This is a genomic window from Bacillus cereus group sp. MYBK95-2, assembly GCF_051915225.1.
Lineage (GTDB): Bacteria > Bacillota > Bacilli > Bacillales > Bacillaceae_G > Bacillus_A > Bacillus_A cereus.
The window spans coordinates 61,048-82,766 of sequence record NZ_JBQAEH010000011.1 but is presented as its reverse complement, the minus strand read 5'-3'; the positions used below and the strand labels follow the sequence as shown (position 1 = coordinate 82,766).

Below are 21,719 nucleotides of genomic sequence, written 5' to 3'. Positions count from 1 at the left end.
GAAACATTTCACAAAATGTTTTATTTAGTTGATTTTCTGTATTTTATATCGAAAATATGATTGAATCCCTCAATACTTTGTGATATTCTTCACAAGAATATATCTTCTCTTTTGAATTTTGATTTACCACTTTACTATATCAAAATATTAAAATACCTCATTTATCCTTATTATTCATATAAAAGAAATTTCGTTTTTAACTTCATGTTTCGGGTTAAATTAAAGAATTTCTTTTAATGTATAATTCATGGAATTTTACTCGCCTCAAATCATGTGAAAATTTTCACATGATTTGAGGCGAAATTAAACTTTCTTTACTTATACGTTTAATTTCTTTTTTATTTAGTATCTGAAATGTATTCAAATTCTCTAGCTGGTAAGGATGAGGGGCGGCTATTTGTATGGATACAGGATATACTATCAAATAATTTAACAAACAGGATAAAGAATTCATAAGAGAATTTATATATTTTTCTAATTGGGAGTGATTATTTTGTCACAACAACAACTAAAAAAGGATATTGGTTTCTTTGCAGCATTAACCACAGTTATTGGTACCGTTATCGGCGCCGGAGTATTTTTCAAGCCCACTGCATTATATGGAGTAACAGGAACAGCTAGCCTAGGATTACTTGCATGGGTAATTGGTGGTATCTTGACCGTTTGCGCAGGACTAACTGCTGCTGAACTATCTGCCGCTATTCCTGAAACGGGGGGAATGATGGCATATTTAAAGAGGACTTATGGAAACTTAACTGCTTTCTTGCTTGGCTGGGCACAAACTGTCATATACTTCCCTGCAAATATTGCAGCTCTTGCTATTATTTTCGGGACACAAACGGTTAGTTTATTTGGCCTAAATGTTAATGAACACAAAATGCTAATTATCGCAATTGCAATTATCACAGCAACATTTGTAACTCTTATGAACTTTTTAGGAGCTAAAGCGGCTGGCGGTATCCAAATGGCTTCAACTATATGTAAATTGCTTCCACTAGCATTAATTATTATTTTTGGTTTACTACACAAAAGTGACGTTACTTTTCAGCTTTTTCCAATTGAGGCAGGGCCAAACAAATCTATGATATCTGCACTTGGATCTGGTTTACTCGCAACGATGTTCGCCTATGATGGCTGGATTCATGTAGGGAACATTGCTGGAGAAATGAAAAACCCTAAAAAAGACTTACCTAAAGCAATCGTATTAGGATTATCAACAGTAATGGTTGTGTATTTATTAATTAATGTCGCGTTCCTAATGGTCATGTCTGCAACATCACTCGCAGGTACTGATACACCAGCCTCTCAAGTAGCTACAATCCTTTTTGGGGCTATGGGAGGAAAACTAGTTACCATCGGTATTTTAATTTCCGTATTTGGAACGATTAATGGTTATATTATGACGGGAATGCGAATTCCTTATGCCATGGCTATTGAGAACAAATTACCATTTAGTAAATGGTTTGCTACTTTATCTAAAAATAGTCGTGTCCCTTATAATTCTGGTCTATTTATGCTATTTATTTCAATTATTATGATGGCCGTCGGCGGATTCAATACTCTTACTGATATGTTGGTATTTGTAATATGGATATTCTACACAATGACATTCCTTGCTGTATTCATCTTACGAAAAAGGGAACCCGAACTTGTGCGACCTTATAAAGTTCCATTGTATCCTTTTATACCATTAGTTGCTATTATTGGCGGATTGTTCATTGTTATTAATACCTTATTCACTCAACCTCTGCTAGCTTTATGTGGAATAGGTCTAACTGCACTCGGCCTCCCTATTTATTACACTATGCGTAAAAAGGGACAATTTGGTTTAGAAAATCATAACGAGTAGAACAGTCTTTCTTAAAGATGTGATACAAAATTTTATGATTAGATTGCAATTAATAAATAGTATATTTTACTTCTTTATCCTTCTAAAAGATACATTAGTCTAACAAATAATAAACAAGGAGAACCCTTTTTGGGTTCTCCTTGTTTATTATTTGACAGTGTTCTAGTTCTTTATCCTAAGTTAATTTACGCTTTATCCATGTTGCATTTCTACCTTTAGAAACTAATTTAATGTATCCCTGTGAATTTAAAGCGTGTAATGTTTTATTTATAGTACTTTCGCTTATGTCTGGATACATGTTTCGAATATTTTCTTTAGTAAAAGGATTATCTTGTCTGTCTATGTATTTTTCAATTCTTTTTCTTTTAGTATGAGTGCTAATACAATTTTTTATTACACAATATAATTCTTTATATGCAATTAAAACAATATCTAAAAAAATTTTCATCCAGAAAACTACATTATGATCGCCTTGATACCAGTGAGCTGCAGATTTATACAGAGCATCATAATAATCTGATTCATATTCTTTGAAATATTTATCTATACATGTATATTTTACAAATGTAAATCCACTTTCAATTAATAACCATTGAATTAATATTTTTGCTAACTTGCCATTCCCTTTATTAAATGGATAAATACATAGGAAATTTAAGATAAATTGAGGAATTAGTAGGAGCGGATGAAAATTCCCTTTAGCCCTTAATGTATTATACTGTTCGCATAAATGATACAAATATTGCGGAACCATATCATATAAAACAACTGTACGTAATTTAAAGTGATCTTTTAACTTTGGAATAGAAGATAATACAAGTTCGCTTTTTCTCCAATTACCACTTTCAGAAGTTGAATAATTCATTAATTGGAAGTGCAATTCTTGAATTGTTTGCGGTTTAATAGGTAATTTGTGGTTTTCTTTTTGCACAAGTTCTAATGTTTTACAATAACAAAATAAAGCGTCCTCTTCCAATGTTTGAGGGCTAGCATGATAATCAACTAATTTTTTTAACTGTTTATTTGAGAATGTAAACTTTTCATATATATTAGGAAAAGTTTTAATATATTGCAGTGATATACTCTTTTCCAAAAGATTAAATATCTCTGGTTTTTGAGTTTGATATGCTGATATTGCTCCTTTATATTCACTGATTTTACTTATAATATTTATTAGTTCTCTTTTAAATTCTAAATTTGTATATTTTTCTTCAAAGAAATTTCTCATCTCGTTCCCTCCTATCCCTAAGGTTTATTACCAACTTTGTATGCTCCATTATCCCCCTAATTTTCACATTACCTACTGTATGCTCGTTATTTTATAAAAGTCCAATAAGAATGTAATCAAACGATAGCCAGATGCACATAGAAATCACTCTCTTCCATAAATGTATGTAATTTAATAGATTTCTAATGTTTATTAACAAATAAAAAGGCACTTCCTTAAACTTCTAAAAAAGTGCTTTTTATTTAATCAAATATATCTGTCTTTAGTGACTTAAAGGAAACTATGCACAAAAGGTATCAACATTTTGTGAAAATCATAACATATTTAGCTATAAATAATTATGTCGCTTCTAAAAACGTTCAATCTTGATATGTTATAAACTAATTTCGTACAGAATCTTAACTTCTTAATAATGTTTATAAAATGATTCTTTACAAGATGAAAGTACTTTATTTCTATTTAAACAAACATTTTTTCTATACTATTTGCTTTCAAAGTATATTAGATTAGGTACCTTTAAACTGTTGCTAAGTATTTATATATTCGACATAATGTTATACGATAAATTCATCTTATAGTATTGGTGACATGGTATCTTTTAATGTATGTACAGAATGATTAAAGTTAAACTTTTCTTCCGCATTTAACTCAATTTCTATAATTTCTCGAATACCTTCGCGATTAATAACAGCAGGAACTCCTATATATACATCATTATGACCATATTCATTTTCAAGGTATGCAGATACTGTTAATACACTATTTTCATGATGTAGAATTGCCTTTGTTATACGTAATAAAGACATTCCAATTCCATAACAGGTCGCTCCCTTACGTTCAATTATATGATAGGCCGCATCACGTGAACGAACAAAAATTTCGTCTAAGTCACTTTGATTATACTGACTTTTATTTTCTAAAATGGTTTGTAGCTTTTGAACGCCAACTGACACATGACTCCAAACCGGAAGCTCCGTATCACCATGTTCACCAATTATATAAGCATGAACATTATGAGGATCGATCTTAAAATATTCTCCTAACATGTAACGGAAACGTGCAGAATCAAGTGTTGTGCCTGAACCAATTACGCGTTCTTTCGGCAACCCAGATTCTTTCCAAGTTACATATGTTAAAATGTCCACTGGATTTGTTGCAATTAAGAAAATACCATTGAATCCGCTTGACATAACATTACGTATAATCTCTTTAAAAATCTTAGTATTTTTTTCAACTAAGTCTAAACGTGTTTCACCTGGTCTCTGTGGTAATCCAGCTGTAATTACAACTATTTGCGCATCTTTACAGTCCTCACAGCTACCCTTCCAAACTTTTGTTGGTGATGGTGAAAAAGGAATTGCGTGACTTAAATCCATTGCTTCTCCTTCTGCTCTTGCTTCATTTACATCTACAAGAACGAATTCTTCTGCCAACCCCTGATTAATCATACAATATGCATAACTACACCCTACGGCCCCTGTACCAATTAAAACCACACGATTAATATTTTTGTTCATTTATAGATCCCTCACTATTTTTGTTTATTATGTTTTTGTACATTTCCGTTGTTCTAATAAAAAAGAGATTTAATTAATTTTGAATGAGCAAGTAATAAACTCGAAATACATTTATGTTAAATACCAAATAGTTAAACTTAAATTCCTTTTCATATGTATTTCCAGCAAATATTGCTCCAACATTATTTCTTATTTAACTCAAAAAAATATTATGTATAGCTTCACTAGATAAGATAATTTTTGTTTATCTACATTTCAAAGATTCGTTGATATTCTGTGAAAAATTTAGTTTATACATCTAGTTAAACAAAATTGTTAACGCTTACATTTTTATTAAGATTCACTAACGGATTATCACTTTTCATAATGACATTCATGCTTATATTATCTTCATTCAAATCTAATTACCGCAAATTTTAATTTTGTATATCGAAGGTTATCTCACCTAGTTTAGCAATAACCCCCTAAAAGCACTTCTATACCAAACAAACTTTTTCAAAATTCATTTTCTAATAAACCTCCCACTAATTTTTTAGAGTTTTCTGTAATAAATTCGACATGTGATCTTGCATTTTATATTAACAAATTTAAGTCACATAAGTTGTGAATGTTTTTTGTATATTTCCCTTCCCTTATATGTCTAACAAAAACAAATAATATATTTTATAAAAGAAAAAAATATATTTAAAAAGATTATTAAAACGGTATTTCCAGCTAATTAGGCCAACTGATATAAAAATAACATTCAAAATAATTATGTTATTTTTATACGAAAAAGATTATATTAGTAGCTCAAATTTTTATTTGTGTTTGTAATGGGATGTTTTCCTCACATTGAGATTCAACTAAATCGCCCTTCTCTTCAGGGATAGGGTTGTTTTGGGTTATATAATGATATACCATGCCAACAAATACAGATCCACCAATAATATTTCCAATTGTAACTGGAATTAAATTATAAATAGCCCCACTAAAAGAAATTGTATTAGGATGTGGCGATACCAGGGAGATTGCAAATAGCGATAAATTTGCAATGCTATGTTCATATCCAGATAAAAAGAAAGTAAAAACCAATAACATCATAACAATTATTTTTGCTGTATCCCCTTTTACTTGAGAAGGAAGGAAACATGCTAGGCAAACAAGCCAATTACATAAAATAGCTTTGAAAAAAAGCTGTATTGTCGGAGTATTCATTTTTACTTCAACAACATTACTTATCAAATGTTCATATTCAATTTGATCAAAAATACCAGTACCATAAAATAATAATGCAAAAAATATTGCACCTACCAGATTACCTAAAAAACAAGCACCCCAGTTACGACAAGTATCTAAGACCGTTGTTTTTTTTCGTAAGGTCGAAATTGTAAAATACATTGTATTCCCAGTAAATAATTCCGCTCCACCATATATTATTAATATAAGTGCAATTCCAAAAAATAAAGAAGCACTTAAATAAGTTGCAGGTGAATTTACAACGTGAAAAAAATCCCCTAATTTAAAACATAATACTATAATAAATCCAATATAGATGCCGGCTAGTAATGCACGAACAAAATATTGTATTGGGTTTATATCTAATATTTGTTTCTTCTTTTGTGCAAGTTTTATAGCATCAGCTATCCCTTGTTCTAACATAAAATTACACACTCCTTTAGTTCATGGTTTTTATAAATAATCCTAAGAATAAACTACATGTTTCAATATTCACTTTCAAGATTTTGTTCAATATTTCACAAAATAAACATACTCACTTTACAAAATGATTCAAATGATGTGCAATCTGCTATATTCACTAAATCCTAGAAGGTGCATAATACACGAATATACCTAGTCAATATAGAATAAAAGAATAATTAATCTGGTATAAAAAGTTTTAATTTATCATGTTTAGGAAAAGCACTTCATCTTAATTTTTACTTACTTGTATAGTGACCTATCAGGAAATTATTCGCATTTATACATAAAAAAACTTTAATTATAAGGTTACAGTGCATTTGTATGCGTTATTCTTTAAAAATTGAAGAAATACTACTATCAGCAAACATATTCAACATTTTCCATCTGAAATATCTTAGTAACATTTTTAAAATTCACCTCTAACCTATGAGTTTAATGGGATCATCTTTTGTATCTCATTACCCGAATAAAGATAATTTGTGACATATTTTAAAATAAACTATATATCAAGCAATCTGCTTTTTAAAATTGTTATAATATGAACGAACATCTTTGCTCAACACTTCACAATCGTAAGGAGAAATTGATATGAGAAAGCGAAAACGCTTAGTAATAATCGGTAATAGTATATCTAGTTTACGCTGTATTGAACAGATTTTAATACAAAATCCTAATATGTATAGCATTTCTATTTTCAGTGATGAACTCTATCCTCTCTACAATCAAATAAACACTATTTCATTACAATTAGATATTAAAAATAGAATACAAAAGCAATATAATTGGTACAAACAACATAATATTAAGCTTTTTACAAACGAAAAGGTAATAGAAATTGATCGTGAGGACGAGGTCATTGTTACAGATAAACGCCGTATTGTTTTCTACGATAAACTCATCATTGCAACAGGATCTACTGCTTTTATTTTTCCCGTTAAAGGACTGCAATTATTGGGAGTAAATAAACTTAGAACAACTGAAGAAATCCAATTTCTATTAAATATTAAGAAGCATGCAAAAAAAGCTATTATTATTGGTAATGGCATGCTCGGTCTAAAAATTGCACAAAAATTATTTGATTTTGGAATAGACGTCCACGTAGTTCATTTCAGTTCACACTTAATGGCAAAACAAGATATCTTGGCTTGTTCATTACTATGTAACAAGCTAAAAGCAAAAGGGATTCAATTTCTCATGGAAAAAAACATGGTTAAAATCCTAGGTACAGACTATGCAGAGGGGATCCAATTCGAAGATGGCACTATTAAAAAATACGATTTAATTGTAATACCTATTGGTAGGCGACCTAATACACATTTAGCAAAAAAAGCTGGCTTATATGTTAAACGTGGCATAGTTGTTAATAAGTATATGCAAACAAATGATAAATTAATTTATGCAATTGGTGAATGCACTGAACACAATGGTATTACATTAGGATTTCCAGCCCCCCTCCACGCACAAGCTACTGTATTAGCCGAGCATATAACGAATGTATAGACAAATACTCTTTTTGCATAATTTCTTAGTTAATTAAAACTAATTCTTTATAACTTTTATCTAAAAAACTCTTCTTAATAATTGTTTAAGAAGAGTTTTAATCCTTTGAAAACGAATTAAAGAGAACACTTTAATATTGACACATTTGCAACCCCGTTACGTATTAAATTAAAGTATTAACTTAATTAAGGAGACATACTAAAATGCAACGACACAAAAATATTTATCTATTAATTATTTTATGCACGGTATTATGTATAATAACTCTAGCCCATAAAGGTGAAAATAATAGCGTTAAAAATACAACATATGAGATGGATAAACTTGTTAAAATCGATGAAAAAAAACTATCTTCTAAAGAGAATAATCCTTTAGAAGTCCCTTTGATTTTACAAAATCCAGAATTAGAACGTGGATGCGAAGTTACAAGTTTAGCAATGCTTTTAAATTTTAACGGTCTATCCGTTGATAAATTAGAGTTAGCTGAAAATATTAAATATGTACCTTTTCAAAACAATGGATTTATGGGAAATATGGACGAAGGATTTGTTGGAGATATGTATGACATAGATATGCCTGGTTTAGGTGTGCATATTAAGCCAATTTTAGAGTTAGCCAAATTATACATATCAGAGAATTGTATTATAGACTTAACCGGAAGTAATCCTGAGGATTTATATAAGGCAATTGATAAAGAACACCCTGTTTGGATTTTAACAAACGCGAGCTTTCGCAAACTACCTGATTATGAATTTCGTACTTGGAAAACAAATATGGGTGAGAGACAGGTTACATACCGTCAACATAGTGTTTTACTAACTGGATACACCGATCAATATGTATATATTAATGATCCATTAGATACGGAAAAAAATAAAAGAATTGATAAGAAGGATTTTGAAGAAGCATGGGTTCAATTAGGCAGACAAGCCCTAACTATCATTCCTTAAAAAAACACAGAGCTATAAGATTTGAGATAAACTTTAAATTACTAATTTCTCATTATATAATTATTATATAATAATCCCTAGTTTACACGAGAATCACTAACGTTATTTAATTATATAAAGTTAAAGGACACACCTATACCATTGGAGTGGTATGTAAGGTGTGTCCTCACATAAATCAAAAATATAAGATAAAATATTTAAATACTATTATTGTTGTATTGAACTACCCCCACTTTCACTTCGTTTAGAAGTGAGAGATTCCTAAGTAAAGAGTTCTATCGAACTCTAGTTGATTAGGCTAACCCCGCAGTCCTTGCGGTTAGAAGCCTTATCGCTTCATTCTTTAGATTGATACTTGCGTTAATATCCCTATCATGGTGTGTACGGCAAGAAGGACAGTTCCATTCACGTAGGTTTAAATTTTTAACGTCTTTATTTCGATATCCACAACAAGAACATAATTGGCTGGAAGGAAATGTTTTCGATACGACAATGACTTGTTTGCCATACCATTTTGCTTTGTATTCTAACATGGATCGAAATTGCGACCAAGATACTTCACTAATTGCTTTTGCTAACTTATGATTCTTTAACATATTTGATACTTGCAAATCCTCAATACCGATAACATCGTGGTTTTTGATGATGTCAGTTGAGATTTTATCCAAGTAATCTTTTCTAGCATTTGATATGTATTCATGAATTCTAGCTACCTTGACTCGTTGTTTATTCCAGCGAGAAGATCCTTTCATTCTTCTAGAAAGAACACGCTGTGCTTTCGCCAACTTATCTTCCAATGATCGGAAAAACTTCGGATTTTTATAGGGTTTTCCATCTGACAAAATAGCGAAATCTTTTAGTCCTACATCTATTCCAATGTAAGAATGTGTTTTCGGAAGTTCTTGTACTTCTGTTTCAACTAATAGTGACACAAAATATCTGCCAGAAGGGTTTCGTCTAACAGTCGCATTTACAATACGTCCCTCTACTTCGCGACTTTTGCCAAATCGAACAAGGCCTAGTTTCGGCAACTTTATTTTGTTCCCTACAACGGCAATATTTTCATTTGTTTGTTTTGTGGTATAAGATTGTACGTTATTCTTCTTGGATTTGAAACGCGGGGCACTATTTTGTTTTTTGAAAAATCGTGTATATGCATCCGCAAGGTTGCGAACAGACGACTGAATCGCAATACTATCCACTTCTTTGAGCCAAACAAACTCTTTCTTCATGGCAGGAAGTTTGGCAGAGCATGTACCATATGTTAAACCTTTTCCAGTCTCTTTGTATGCGTAATCCCATAGGGATAGGAAATGATTGAATACAAAGCGAGAACAACCTATTGTTTTGTTAATTAGAATTGTTTGTGCTTGATTTGGATAGATACGAAACTTATAGGCTTTATTAATTATCATTTGATTCACCTCCATTTCGGTATATGACTATTATACACCGAACATATATTTGGTGTATAGTGAAGTAACACTTTATGTATGTCGAACAATTAAGATGGCTTTCTGCCATCCCTTGTTCGAAGCCAATTCATCTCCCACCTACTCACTTCGCGTTCCTTGAGGAAGGAGTCTTCTTGGCAAAATGATAAAATATAAAAATGTTATAGTCGCTATTATCAATATATTTTTATCGACTGTTTTCATTGTGAAGTAATAACTTATAATGCCCCCTATACAAAACAAAAGAATTGCACATACATCATTTAATAAGGCTCGTTCATTTTTTTTGCTAGAAAAATAAATGTTTATACAAAAAAACGGGAGCATAATAATAGAAAAGTAAACTATACGCCATTCATAACTAAGAGCAATAGCTGTACATATACAAGCCTCACCAAAGTAAAGAAAAAAATAATATAAATAATACTTCTTCCGCGGCTGTTTTACATACATTAATAAGGGATATGTAGCTAAATACACAAAAAACCACGCTAAAAAGAGAGGTATATGATACCATGTCCATTTACCAGTTAAAATACCTAAAACAAATGGAATAAGCAGCATTCCCCAGGCTCCATGCTGCTTTGGAATAATTAACTTCATTCTTCCACACCTCACATTTAATTTTTTATCAAAATGTTACGTAAAAATGATAATAAGTAGCATATATATCATTAAATTTATAGATAAAAAACTTTACCAGTGAGAGAATCCCCCCACTGGTAATCATACTCCACCAATTTAGGGAATACCCATCCCAAATAGTAAAATATAATGAATTTCTCATACTCACTCTTCTCTTATAAGATAAACTATGTTTTAAAAAAATACTGTGAGTGAAATCACTGCATTCTATTTTTATACCTTTTATTTTGTAAAATAAAACATTGTTCAGTGTGTTTTTACCCTCTATTGATATCCTCACCCTTTGAACCTAAAACAAAATAATTTTTATCTATAAATAATTGAATCATTCTATATCTTTTCATTTTTTATGAGCAAGGTAATACGATAAACTTCTAGATTTAGTCTCTTCTAAACAGAAAAGATTACATACTTCATTTATTAGTACCATTGCAGAAATGCACTGTATATAGTATCATTTATCAATGTTAGATACTATATATTGATCGGGAGTGAATTTGATGAACAACTCAGACAATGTAAAACAGCAAAAAAATACTTTATGGACAACTTTTGATAAAATTATAAAAAGTAACGATCAAGACTTAATGCAAGAAAATGCAAATGTTGATGGTCGATCTCCAATGGGAATGATGGGAACATTTGCATCAGAGAGCGCAAAACTTTATGTAACGGAACATTTGCTTTCTAAACAAGTAAAAGAAGCTATTAATCAAAATATTTTATACCCACACGATTTAGATTTTTATGCAACAGGAACAACCACGTGTTCACAAATTCCTTTAGCACAGTTACTGAAAAAAGGGTTCCACACTGGACATGGCCATATGAGACAACCACAAGATATTAAAAGTGCATTAGCACTCTCGTCTATTATTCTTCAAGCTAATCAAAATATGCAGCATGGTGGGCAATCTCTTGCCATGTTTGATATAGATTTAGCACCCTATGTGAGGAAAACATTTGAAAAAAACAAAAAAAAGTTAATAGACTATCCGCTAACAAAGGAACAAATCGAAGTGTTTGCATGGAAAGAAACAGAAAACGATACATATCAAGCATGTGAGGCATTTATTCATAATTCCAATAGTATGCATAGCCGTGGTGGTGGACAAGTTCCGTTTATTTCAATTAATTACGGAACGGACACATCAAACGAAGGAAGGCTATTAATTAAACAATTACTACAGGCAACACAAGCGGGATTAGGAAAAAGCGAAACACCTATTTTCCCCATTCAAATTTTCAAATTAAAAAAAGGCGTAAATTTTGAAGAAAAAGATCCAAATTATGATTTATTTGAACTTGCATTAGAAACAACAGCGAAACGATTGTTCCCTAACTTTTCATTTTTAGATGCGCCATTTAATGCAGCGTATTATAATGGGCACCCAGAAAGTGAAGTATGTTATATGGGGTGTCGTACTCGGGTGATGTCTAATATTCATGGTGAGGAGACAGCAATTGGCAGAGGAAATCTATCATTTACCTCTATTAATCTAGTAAAATTGGCTTTAATGAATGATTCAAAAGAAGGATTTTTCAAATCGTTAAACCATTATATCGAACTTGGCATTCGTCAATTGCTAGAAAGATATTCTTATCAATGCACAAAAAAAGCAAGAGATTTTCAATTCCTATATTCACAAGGGATTTGGCGCAATGGAGAAAAACTACAACCAGAAGATTCAGTTACTGAGATTTTAAAGCAAGGAACATTGAGCCTTGGTTTTATTGGACTTGCGGAATGCTTGGTTGCCTTAACAGGAAAACACCATGGGGAAGATAAAGATTCATGGCAACTTGGAAAAGAAATTGTTACCTTTATGAGAAATAAGATGGACCAAGCAACAGAAGAGCATTGCTTGAATTTCACCTTAATTGCAACTCCTGCCGAGGGACTATCAGGGAAGTTTATCAAAAAGGATCGTGCTGAGTTTGGAACTATTACAGGTGTAACCAATCATGATTATTATACAAATTCATTTCATATTCCAGTTTATTACCCTATTCAAGCAATTAATAAAATACGTTTAGAAGGACCGTTTCATGCTCTTTGCAACGGTGGTCATATTACGTATATTGAACTAGATGGGGCGGCAGCACATAATCTGATAGCTTTAAAACAGATTGTTCAAGCAATGGCACATTATGAAGTAGGATATGGTTCAATTAATCATCCAGTGGATCGTTGTAAATGTTGTGACTATAATGGAGTTATTGAAAATGAATGCCCCAGCTGTGGAAATATAGAAAACCTTCATATTGAAAGAATTCGCCGTATTACTGGATATCTTGTGGGAGACATGTCAAAATGGAACAATGCAAAGCGTAGTGAAGAAGCAGATCGTGTGAAACATAAATGAAGGTAATGAATATTATTCATGATAGTGTAATAGATGGTGAAGGGTTACGGACAGTTGTGTTTTTTGCCGGTTGTCCGCATCATTGTTTAGGTTGCCATAACCCCAAATCATGGAATCTTTATAATGGTACCGAGATGAGTGTGAAAGAAATTATAAAAGAAATTTCCAAAAATCCTCTAACTGATATAACATTTTCAGGTGGTGACCCATTTTTTCAAGCTATCGAGGTCAAAGAAGTTGCAAAGGCTGTAAAAAGTTTAAACAAAAATCTTTGGATTTACACTGGCTATACATTAGAAGAGATACAAAACTCACAAAACAAAGATATGATTGAGCTGTTACATTATGGAGATGTTTTAGTTGATGGAAGATTTGAAATCGAAAAAAGAGATTTGACTCTTCCATTTCGCGGAAGCTCAAATCAACGTATTATACGCCTAAAATAACTATAATTTCTTTGCTTTTTTTCAATTATTAGTCATCACTAATCCAATATTTATGAGCAGAAAGTATCTGCTCATAAATACTGGAAATATACAATAAGAAAATTTATAAAAACAGGTTATAAAAGAGGGACATGCTCAATTCTTACACTTTTTTGCAATGCTCTTGGAACATATACACAAAAAGGTTCGCTTTCCATGTAATCCCCCGTCATCGCAAATGCCCTAGAACGAGATCCCCCACAAACATATCGAAACTCACAAACACCGCATTTGCCTTTATAATTGTCTGGATTACGAAGGCTTTGAAAAACAGGAGAGTTTCGATAAATTTCAGCTATCGGTGCTGATTTAATATTCCCGGTTTTAATCGGCAATAGCCCACTTGGGTATACATCTCCAATATGAGAAATAAATACAACTCCATTTCCATCATTTACTCCTTTTGGAGCGCGTCCAAATTCATTAACTCCGTCCGTCATCCCTTCCATCAGTACATCTCTATATTGAATAATTTGATCTATCTTTTTAATTCCCTTCATTTTTTCTTGAAGAACAACGCGTCTATAGTGCTGAGCAGCTGTGGTTTTTATATCAAAAGAAACAGTTTTACTAAGCTGATATAGCCAGCGAAACACTCTTTCATGTTGAATTGGTGAAATCATATCTTTCTCTTTACCACGTCCTGTTGGGACTAAGAAAAATACACTCCACAACACACAACCTAATTCTTCTACTAAATTTGCGATATCTTTAAGTACACTCAAATTATAATTAGACACAACTGTATTAATTTGAATAGGGATTTTTAATTCATTTAAATGATGAATTGCATCCATTGTTAATTTAAATGACCCCTCTGTTCCTCTAAAATGATCGTGTACTTCAGCTGTTGGTCCATCTATACTAAATGCCCATCTAGCAATCCCAACATCTTTTGCTTTTTTTATCGCTTCTTTAGTAACCTTTGGAGTAGCACTGGGTGTCATGGAAACCCGAATACCTTTCTTCACCGCGTATTCAGCAATATCATATATATCCGAACGCATTAATGGATCCCCACCAGTAAAAACCAGCATCGGATTATCCATTTCATATATATCATCAATTAGCTTTTTTCCTTCTTCTAATGTTAACTCAAAAGGATCGCGATAATGCTGAGCTTCAGCACGACAATGTAGACATTTTAATTCGCATGCTCTTGTTAACTCCCATATTACAATAAATGGGTTTTTATTATAATCACGATTTATCAAAAAGAAAGCCTCCCATCAACTTACATACTATATTGTAAAATTATATGTGCATTTATGTTGTGAGATTTATCACGCATAAGTTTTTAGCATTTAAAAAATCCCTCCTAAAATAGATGAAATTAAGATAAAAAAGCACTCTCCTATTTATAGGGGAGTGCTTTTTATTTTAAATATATCTTAAATATTTATATTTTATTGCTTTTTTATATAAATTTGATTTACTTATTATTTCTATTAGATTTCATCAAATCATTTAGTAATAAATCTAATTCTCTACTATAACAAATTACCTTTTCATGAGTGAATCCATACTGCTTAACAAGCGATATTAATTCTTCTTTTTTTCAATTACTTGATTTAACTTCTTATAATTAGACATAGTTTTTGTACAATCCCGTCTTACCTACATACAGGTCATCTAGGCAGCATTTTTGTTAGATGCTCTATTTAGAACACAGCTCTTTATAATATTTATTTCCCCTTAACACCCATATACAATATATTTACAAATATCAAATACAAAATCTATGAACTAAAAAAGTTATACCTACTTAACTTATTACACACCTTTATATGCTTGTTTATATACTTCTTTTAATTCTGAAATCAATGGAAGTTTCGGATTTGCTGGTGTACATTGATCTTCAAATGCTCTTTCCGATAAAACATCCACAACATTTTCAAATGCTTCTTGTTTTACTCCTTGTCCTGCAATACTCATATTAATATTCAATTCTTTTCCAAGGCTGATAATTGCTTGCACAAGAGATTCTACCCCTTCTTCCACTGTACTTGCTGGCAGCTCCAATGTTCTTGCAATATATGCATAACGTTCATCTGCCACAAAATGCTCATATTTTGGGAACAATGCATGTTTTCTCGGCTTAATAGCATTATAGCGAATTACATGCGGCATTAAGATTGCGTTAGCGCGTCCATGTGGAATGTGAAATTCTGGTCCAAGCTTATGCGCCAAACTATGATTAATACCAAGAAATGCATTTGCAAAAGCCATACCTGCAATTGCAGAAGCATTATGCATTTTCTCACGTGCTTCTTCATCATTTCCATTTTTATATGCTCTCGGTAAATATTTAAATACTAGATCAATGGCTTTTAAGGCCAATCCATCTGTATAGTCATTTGCCATAATAGACACGTATGCTTCAATTGCATGTGTTAACACATCCATTCCAGTGTCTGCTGTTACATGAGGTGGCACTGTCATTACAAACTGTGGATCAATAATCGCTACATCTGGTGTTAATTCATAATCAGCAAGTGGATATTTTATATTATTTTTTTTATCTGTAATAACCGCGAATGGTGTCACTTCTGACCCTGTTCCTGATGTTGTTGGAATCGCAACAAATTGTGCTTTTTGCCCTAGTGTTGGAAATTTACATGTACGTTTTCTAATATCTAAAAACTTTTGTTTGATTCCAAAGAATTTTGTTTCTGGATATTCATAAAATAGCCACATTCCTTTTGCTGCATCCATTGCTGAACCTCCGCCCAATGCAATAATTACATCCGGTTTGAAGCTTCTCATCATCTCAGCCCCCTTGAATACTGTTTCATCTGATGGATCTGGTTCTACCTCTGAGAAAACACCTACTTTTACATCATTTAAATGCTGTTGTAAGTAATGTGTAACTGTATCAACATATCCCAGTTCTACCATTCCTGGATCCGTTACAATGAATGCTCGTGAAATGTTTGGCATCTTAGCTAAATATTGTGTCGCATGTTTTTCAAAAAAAACCTTAGGTGGTAATTTGAACCATTGCATATTATTTTTTCTATTCGCCAAACGCTTTACATTTATTAAATGTGTAGCTGTTACGTTTTGAGAAACAGAATTTTTACCGTATGATCCACAACCTAATGTTAAAGATGGAATAAATGCGTTATATATATCACCAATCCCACCTTGTGCTGACGGTGAATTTACAATAAGGCGACAAGCTTTCATTCTTAAACCAAATTGTTTTTGTACTTCTTTATTTGTAGAATGAATAACCGCTGAATGCCCTAAGCCACCTAAATTTAACATTTCTTCACAGAATTTAAATCCTTCTTCTCGTGAATTTGCTTTGATACAGGCTAATACTGGACTCAATTTTTCACGTGATAGTGGATATTCTGCACCCACTCCCTTAATTTCAGCTACAAGTATTTTTGTATCTTCTGGTACCTTAATGCCTACTAATGATGCAATATAATGTGCTGATTTCCCAACGATATCACTATTTACTGCACAAGTATTTTCATTAATAACAAGCTTCTCTAATTTTATTCTCTCTTCCTCGGTAACAAAATAACAATTGTTGTCTTGCATTTCTTTTTTTACACTATTATAGATTTCTTTATCTACAATGATTGCTTGTTCAGAGGCACAAATCATACCATTATCAAATGTTTTTGATAAAATTAAATCATTTACAGCTCGTTTTACATGTGCTGATTTCTCTAAATAACAAGGTACATTCCCAGGTCCTACTCCTAAGGCCGGTTTCCCTGTAGAATATGCTGATTTCACCATTCCAGCACCTCCGGTTGCAAGAACAAGTGCAACCCCCTCATGGTTCATTAATCTTTTTGTTGCCTCAACAGAAGGTTTTTCGATCCATTGAATGCAATTCTCCGGTGCCCCTGCCTTAATTGCAGCATCTCTTAAAATTTTAGCCGCTGCAACAGAGCATTGCTGAGCAGATGGATGAAAAGCGAAAATAATTGGGTTTCGTGTTTTCATTGCAATAATTGCTTTAAACATAGTTGTTGAAGTAGGATTCGTTACTGGTGTCACACCAGCAACTACACCTACTGGTTCGGCAATTTCGATGACTTCTTCATGCGGATCTTCATGAATAATTCCTACAGTCTTATCTTTTTTTATGCTATGCCAAATATATTCAGTCGCAAATATGTTCTTTGTACATTTATCCTCATACACACCTCGACCAGTTTCCTCAACCGCCATTTTTGCTAATGGCATATGTTGATCTAATCCAGATAGTGCCATTTCATGAACAATATGATCTACTTGCTCTTGCGTATAAGATTCTAGTGCTTTTAGAGCTTCTTTTCCATTTTCAACTAAATTATTAACAACTTCTTGTACTTCATTTTCATCTTTAATTACTACGTTGACCATTGCTTGTACTTCTTTTTCATCTGTCTTGTTTGTCATATTAAAGCCTCCAGATCACTATAAAAATAGATTTAAAATGTTGGAACTTATTGTTTTCATCTTGCCTATTAAGTAAATGCTTAAATCATGTGAAGTATTTCACAAATAATAATGTGAAATTTTCAACTACTCCTACTATACATGAAATGACTATTTTTTATTGTGTATTTTTTGTGAAGTATTTCACAAATATTTATAATAATTATAATCAATAATTACTTATTTACACCATCAATATATACAATTACATTCTCAGTTGTATTATTTCTCAATTCAATGTACACCTCAGCATTAAAATACAATATTTGTTGATGCCTTAATATCTCAATTTCATTATCAATTATAACCATTGTTTCACCGAAAACTGCATACATACATATATCCTTGTTTAAATATTTTGGTATGACAACATTACCTGACGGATTAATGAAAAAAAATGATGGAAATGTATTTTCAGTTTTATTAATAATTGTTTTGAATACCTCATCATTTAATCCCATAGGTGTTACATTTTTTAGTTGCATAAATATCACTCCTATTCATGTATGAAAAATTAAATAAAGTATAATAAATATATACTCTATTTTTACAAGCTTATAGCTAGGATCTCGACTTTGCCTATAAGTTTATAACTATTAATTTCCTAAAGCAACAGTAATTCATCTCTTTGTAAAGGACTATTAATTTGTTATAGTATGTAAATCTCTTTGTTGTGATAACTCTACTAAAGAAGACTCTTAACACTTATATATAATTTATCTAGTAGTATTTTATGCGTATAGTAGTTAGAACTTTTTATTAATAAATTTTGAAAACATTAGTATATATAATATAAATTATTTTTTTATTTAAAAATATTTTGTTTGTCCCCATCCTCTCTAAAATATTCCCCCTTTTCTTAAAATCTTATATAAATATATATCTTATATATATTAAAAATATAAAGATAAAACTTTTATAGGTTCATAAAATATAGAATAAAGCTTGCTATGCCAATGTTTTTAACATGCCCTACTGTAAAAAATCATAAATGGTATGTAATGGGAGTGTAAAAATAGACTTTGTTGTACCATCCTTTCTACATAAAATCATAAAATAATACCACTATACCTACATAAAAAATGAAGAAAAATAATTCGGCAATAAGTATATTTATTCATTCGTAAATAAGAAGACATTCTCGATATTTGTCCCCAATTTGTAGTCATTTGTACACAATCTATACACAATGATCATTATTTAATCCACTTAATTCAGTTATTCATATTTAATCACATAAAACTTGATGAATTTTAGTAGATTTACTTATAGAACCCTTATATAGCAACAATAGTATGATATTTTTATTCACAAATAATCCTTTTTATAAACATATCCACTAAAAATTTAATTTTTCTTATGATTTTATGTAGAGTAAAATCTTTATTTATATAAGTATTGGATGCCTTTTCAAGTTACTATTGTGGAAATTAAGAATGATGAATAATTTTTATTGTATAGAAGTGCATAAAAAAAGATTCTATTTTCAATAGAATCTTTTAGAAAAGTATATAAATGTATCTAATAGAAAGACTTTGAATGATAGAGCCAACACGAATAGCCCTCTACTTTGATTTTTTTTCAAATATAGAGAGCTGAAAATGATTACATTTCTTCCATTACCTTTAATACCTGTTCAGTTGATGTTACTTGAATCCCAGCACGTATCAGCTGTTCCAACGCACGTATAAAGGTAATTAAATTTATACTACCAGGTACTTCAATTACCCTTAGCTTTTCTTTTGGTAATTTATCTATCTTTTCAATGAACAATTCACGTACATCACTAGGAATAAAGCGTTCTTTATGTCCTTTTATTTTTAGAAGTTCACGCATTTCTATTTCTAAAGCCATATAAGCATTTAGATTTGCACCTTGTTCATAAGCGTATTTTCTAAATAATGTTTCTTCTTGATATCTTAGATAATTACGATGGTAAGATTCCTCTGTAACAGGTACGGCAAATTTGTTCTTTAATAACTCAAATGTTTTACGGAACAGCTTCTTGATGCTTCGGCGAGAGTACATAGAGAAATGCAATCCGAAATCAAATATAGCTTGTTCTTTTTGTTTTGCGGGTACGTGCTGTGTAATAAGAGGATAAATCCCTTCTTTAGCTGCGGTATCAAGAATATGATACTGTGATGTTTGATTCAGTAATTTTTTCAGTGTATATACTAACTTGCTTGGATATTTTTCAGTGCGATCAATCATGTCACGCAAACTATGTATTACACTACGGATTTGTCGATGACAGGTATTTTTAAGTACATGAATAAATTTATTCATGTCTCGTGTAAATTCCCCAATATGCATTTCTTGTAGTGTAGATTCAATAAATCGGGCTTTACGGGCATACGTAACCTTTGGAGTAAAAGGATCACGATACTGTAGTTCGCCTGATTCTTTTCCACATAAGAAGTCTGGATGAATAGATAAAAATAAAGTCGTGTATTTTTTCTTGTTTTGAACCCCTTTTTGTAGTTTACAGATTTTGAATAGTGGAGTTCCTGTACAAGGCAATACAGTCGTTAGTTCTTTCATAACTGCACGAATTTGATGTGGATACTTCTTATGTAGAAAGCGGTACATCCCACCAAAGTGAGTCTTATTACCTCTTTCATCCTGTTTGTCTAAAGAACGTTTTAATGTAGTTTCTCTATGCTGTTGCATAGCAATATCTAAGAATAGCTTCTTAGATGCTACTGAAAGTTCAAAGAAAGCTTTTGTAAAGACTACAGGACTAATGTAAACATAAGGATTTGCTTTTTCTGTTTCTTCATTCATAAAATGAGTTATTTTAATTGTGTATCGACTATCTAATTCATTTTCAATCGTAATAATGTTATGTAGGCTTAATTTTTTTAGTGCAATATAGAATTGAGAATGCTGTATACATGCCAATTCTTCTTTGTATTGCTTATAGTCTTCCCAAAGCATATGTACTGTTACGTTTGGAATAATACCATTCGTATAGCATTTTTTATGTAGGTAAAGGAATACTTCAAGATCTGCATTTGTAATACCGTACAATTTATGTTTTCTTCCCATTGTTTTTGAAATAGTATGACGTGAAAAAGATGGCTTTGCTTTTGCAACAAATCCATCGATATCCGCAATACGTTCTTCATACGACATTTGATTAATAATATCTTCAAGGTATGTATCTTTATAGCTATAGTATTTTCCTTCCAATGCATCAACAAGTGCTTGCCAAGATTTTAATGTAACTATAACCGCATTAGTAGATTGTCCATTTAGACTACGTTGATTACGAATAACAAATGATTTGCTCATCTTTTTCACCTCCTATACAAATTAAAATATACATATCCGTACAATATAAAATATACCGATTTTAATTATAGCAAATCAAAATTCGATGAAATGGGCCCCTTTAAGAGCAAACATGAAAAAATGAAATGTACGTTAATCCCTTTCATATCAAGGGGTTTCGGGTTTTGTTCTATTTTTTTTATGGACATGATATCACTATGGATTTTCATGTTCCGAATAAACAAGAAAATGAGTTATAAACTGCTAATAAACGTTGTTCTAATGGGATTGGAAGCTTATTTTCACAAAAATATAAGGGA

Annotated in this window: 13 protein-coding genes and 2 pseudogenes; 5 read left to right on the top strand and 10 right to left on the bottom strand. The window is 31.4% G+C overall.

All coding sequences use genetic code 11. From position 1 onward, the window contains the following. Window positions 1-493: 493 nt before the first annotated feature. On the top strand, window positions 494-1,849 hold the full coding sequence (locus ACTFN4_RS26235; protein ID WP_087964769.1) for an APC family permease: 1,356 nt from the start codon (window positions 494-496) through the stop codon (window positions 1,847-1,849). Between the two features lie 175 nt (window positions 1,850-2,024). Here the strand turns inward: ACTFN4_RS26235 and ACTFN4_RS26230 are convergent, their stop codons facing one another. The 3 genes from ACTFN4_RS26230 to ACTFN4_RS26220 form a co-directional block, all read right to left on the bottom strand. After that, complete coding sequence (locus ACTFN4_RS26230) at window positions 2,025-3,077, bottom strand: Fic family protein (RefSeq protein WP_439963011.1); 1,053 nt, start codon at window positions 3,075-3,077, stop codon at window positions 2,025-2,027. A gap of 572 nt (window positions 3,078-3,649) precedes the next feature. Further along, complete coding sequence (locus ACTFN4_RS26225; protein ID WP_439963010.1) at window positions 3,650-4,594, bottom strand: L-lactate dehydrogenase; 945 nt, start codon at window positions 4,592-4,594, stop codon at window positions 3,650-3,652. Between the two features lie 792 nt (window positions 4,595-5,386). Further along, window positions 5,387-6,235 carry a formate/nitrite transporter family protein gene (locus tag ACTFN4_RS26220; protein WP_377827149.1) on the bottom strand — a complete coding sequence of 283 codons (849 nt, stop codon included), beginning with the start codon at window positions 6,233-6,235 and terminating at the stop codon, window positions 5,387-5,389. A gap of 630 nt (window positions 6,236-6,865) precedes the next feature. Between ACTFN4_RS26220 and ACTFN4_RS26215 the strand changes: the two genes are divergently transcribed. Both ACTFN4_RS26215 and ACTFN4_RS26210 read left to right on the top strand, forming a co-directional pair. Continuing rightward, window positions 6,866-7,777, top strand: a complete 912-nt coding sequence (locus ACTFN4_RS26215) for an FAD-dependent oxidoreductase (protein ID WP_377827148.1) — start codon at window positions 6,866-6,868, stop codon at window positions 7,775-7,777. A 203-nt stretch (window positions 7,778-7,980) separates the two neighbouring features. Continuing rightward, window positions 7,981-8,727, top strand: coding sequence for a C39 family peptidase (locus ACTFN4_RS26210; protein WP_439963009.1), 747 nt, complete (start codon window positions 7,981-7,983; stop codon window positions 8,725-8,727). A gap of 293 nt (window positions 8,728-9,020) precedes the next feature. Here ACTFN4_RS26210 and tnpB read toward each other — a convergent pair whose 3' ends face one another. Then, on the bottom strand, window positions 9,021-10,142 hold the full coding sequence (tnpB, locus tag ACTFN4_RS26205) for an IS200/IS605 family element RNA-guided endonuclease TnpB (RefSeq protein ID WP_439963008.1): 1,122 nt from the start codon (window positions 10,140-10,142) through the stop codon (window positions 9,021-9,023). Between the two features lie 183 nt (window positions 10,143-10,325). Further along, window positions 10,326-10,784: pseudogene (locus ACTFN4_RS26200) on the bottom strand (YwiC-like family protein); the annotation flags it as partial. A 542-nt stretch (window positions 10,785-11,326) separates the two neighbouring features. On the opposite strand from ACTFN4_RS26200, the gene ACTFN4_RS26195 reads away from it, so the two are divergent. Then, window positions 11,327-13,192: an anaerobic ribonucleoside triphosphate reductase gene (locus ACTFN4_RS26195; protein WP_439963007.1), complete on the top strand. Its 1,866-nt coding sequence runs from the start codon at window positions 11,327-11,329 to the stop codon at window positions 13,190-13,192. Then, on the top strand, window positions 13,189-13,638 hold the full coding sequence (gene nrdG / locus ACTFN4_RS26190; protein ID WP_439963006.1) for an anaerobic ribonucleoside-triphosphate reductase activating protein: 450 nt from the start codon (window positions 13,189-13,191) through the stop codon (window positions 13,636-13,638). The genes ACTFN4_RS26195 and nrdG overlap by 4 nt, the downstream gene beginning before the upstream one ends. 116 nt (window positions 13,639-13,754) lie before the next feature. On the opposite strand, the gene ACTFN4_RS26185 is transcribed toward nrdG, so the two are convergent. The 5 genes and pseudogenes from ACTFN4_RS26185 to ACTFN4_RS26165 all read right to left on the bottom strand — a co-directional run bounded on the left by ACTFN4_RS26185 (window position 13,755) and on the right by ACTFN4_RS26165 (window position 21,420). Next, entirely contained in the window at window positions 13,755-14,891 is a 1,137-nt protein-coding gene (locus ACTFN4_RS26185) for a TIGR04053 family radical SAM/SPASM domain-containing protein (RefSeq protein ID WP_439963005.1), read from the bottom strand. Window positions 14,892-15,109: 218 nt separating this feature from the next. Next, window positions 15,110-15,270 (bottom strand): annotated as a pseudogene (locus ACTFN4_RS26180) (Spo0E family sporulation regulatory protein-aspartic acid phosphatase). 180 nt (window positions 15,271-15,450) lie between these two features. Next, a complete protein-coding gene (gene adhE / locus ACTFN4_RS26175) occupies window positions 15,451-18,048 on the bottom strand; it encodes a bifunctional acetaldehyde-CoA/alcohol dehydrogenase (protein WP_439963069.1) in 2,598 nt (865 codons plus the stop codon). A gap of 251 nt (window positions 18,049-18,299) precedes the next feature. Next, complete coding sequence (locus ACTFN4_RS26170) at window positions 18,300-18,608, bottom strand: hypothetical protein (RefSeq protein WP_001176240.1); 309 nt, start codon at window positions 18,606-18,608, stop codon at window positions 18,300-18,302. A 1,120-nt stretch (window positions 18,609-19,728) separates the two neighbouring features. Further along, window positions 19,729-21,420, bottom strand: a complete 1,692-nt coding sequence (locus ACTFN4_RS26165; protein WP_439963004.1) for a hypothetical protein — start codon at window positions 21,418-21,420, stop codon at window positions 19,729-19,731. Between the last annotated feature and the right edge of the window lie 299 nt (window positions 21,421-21,719).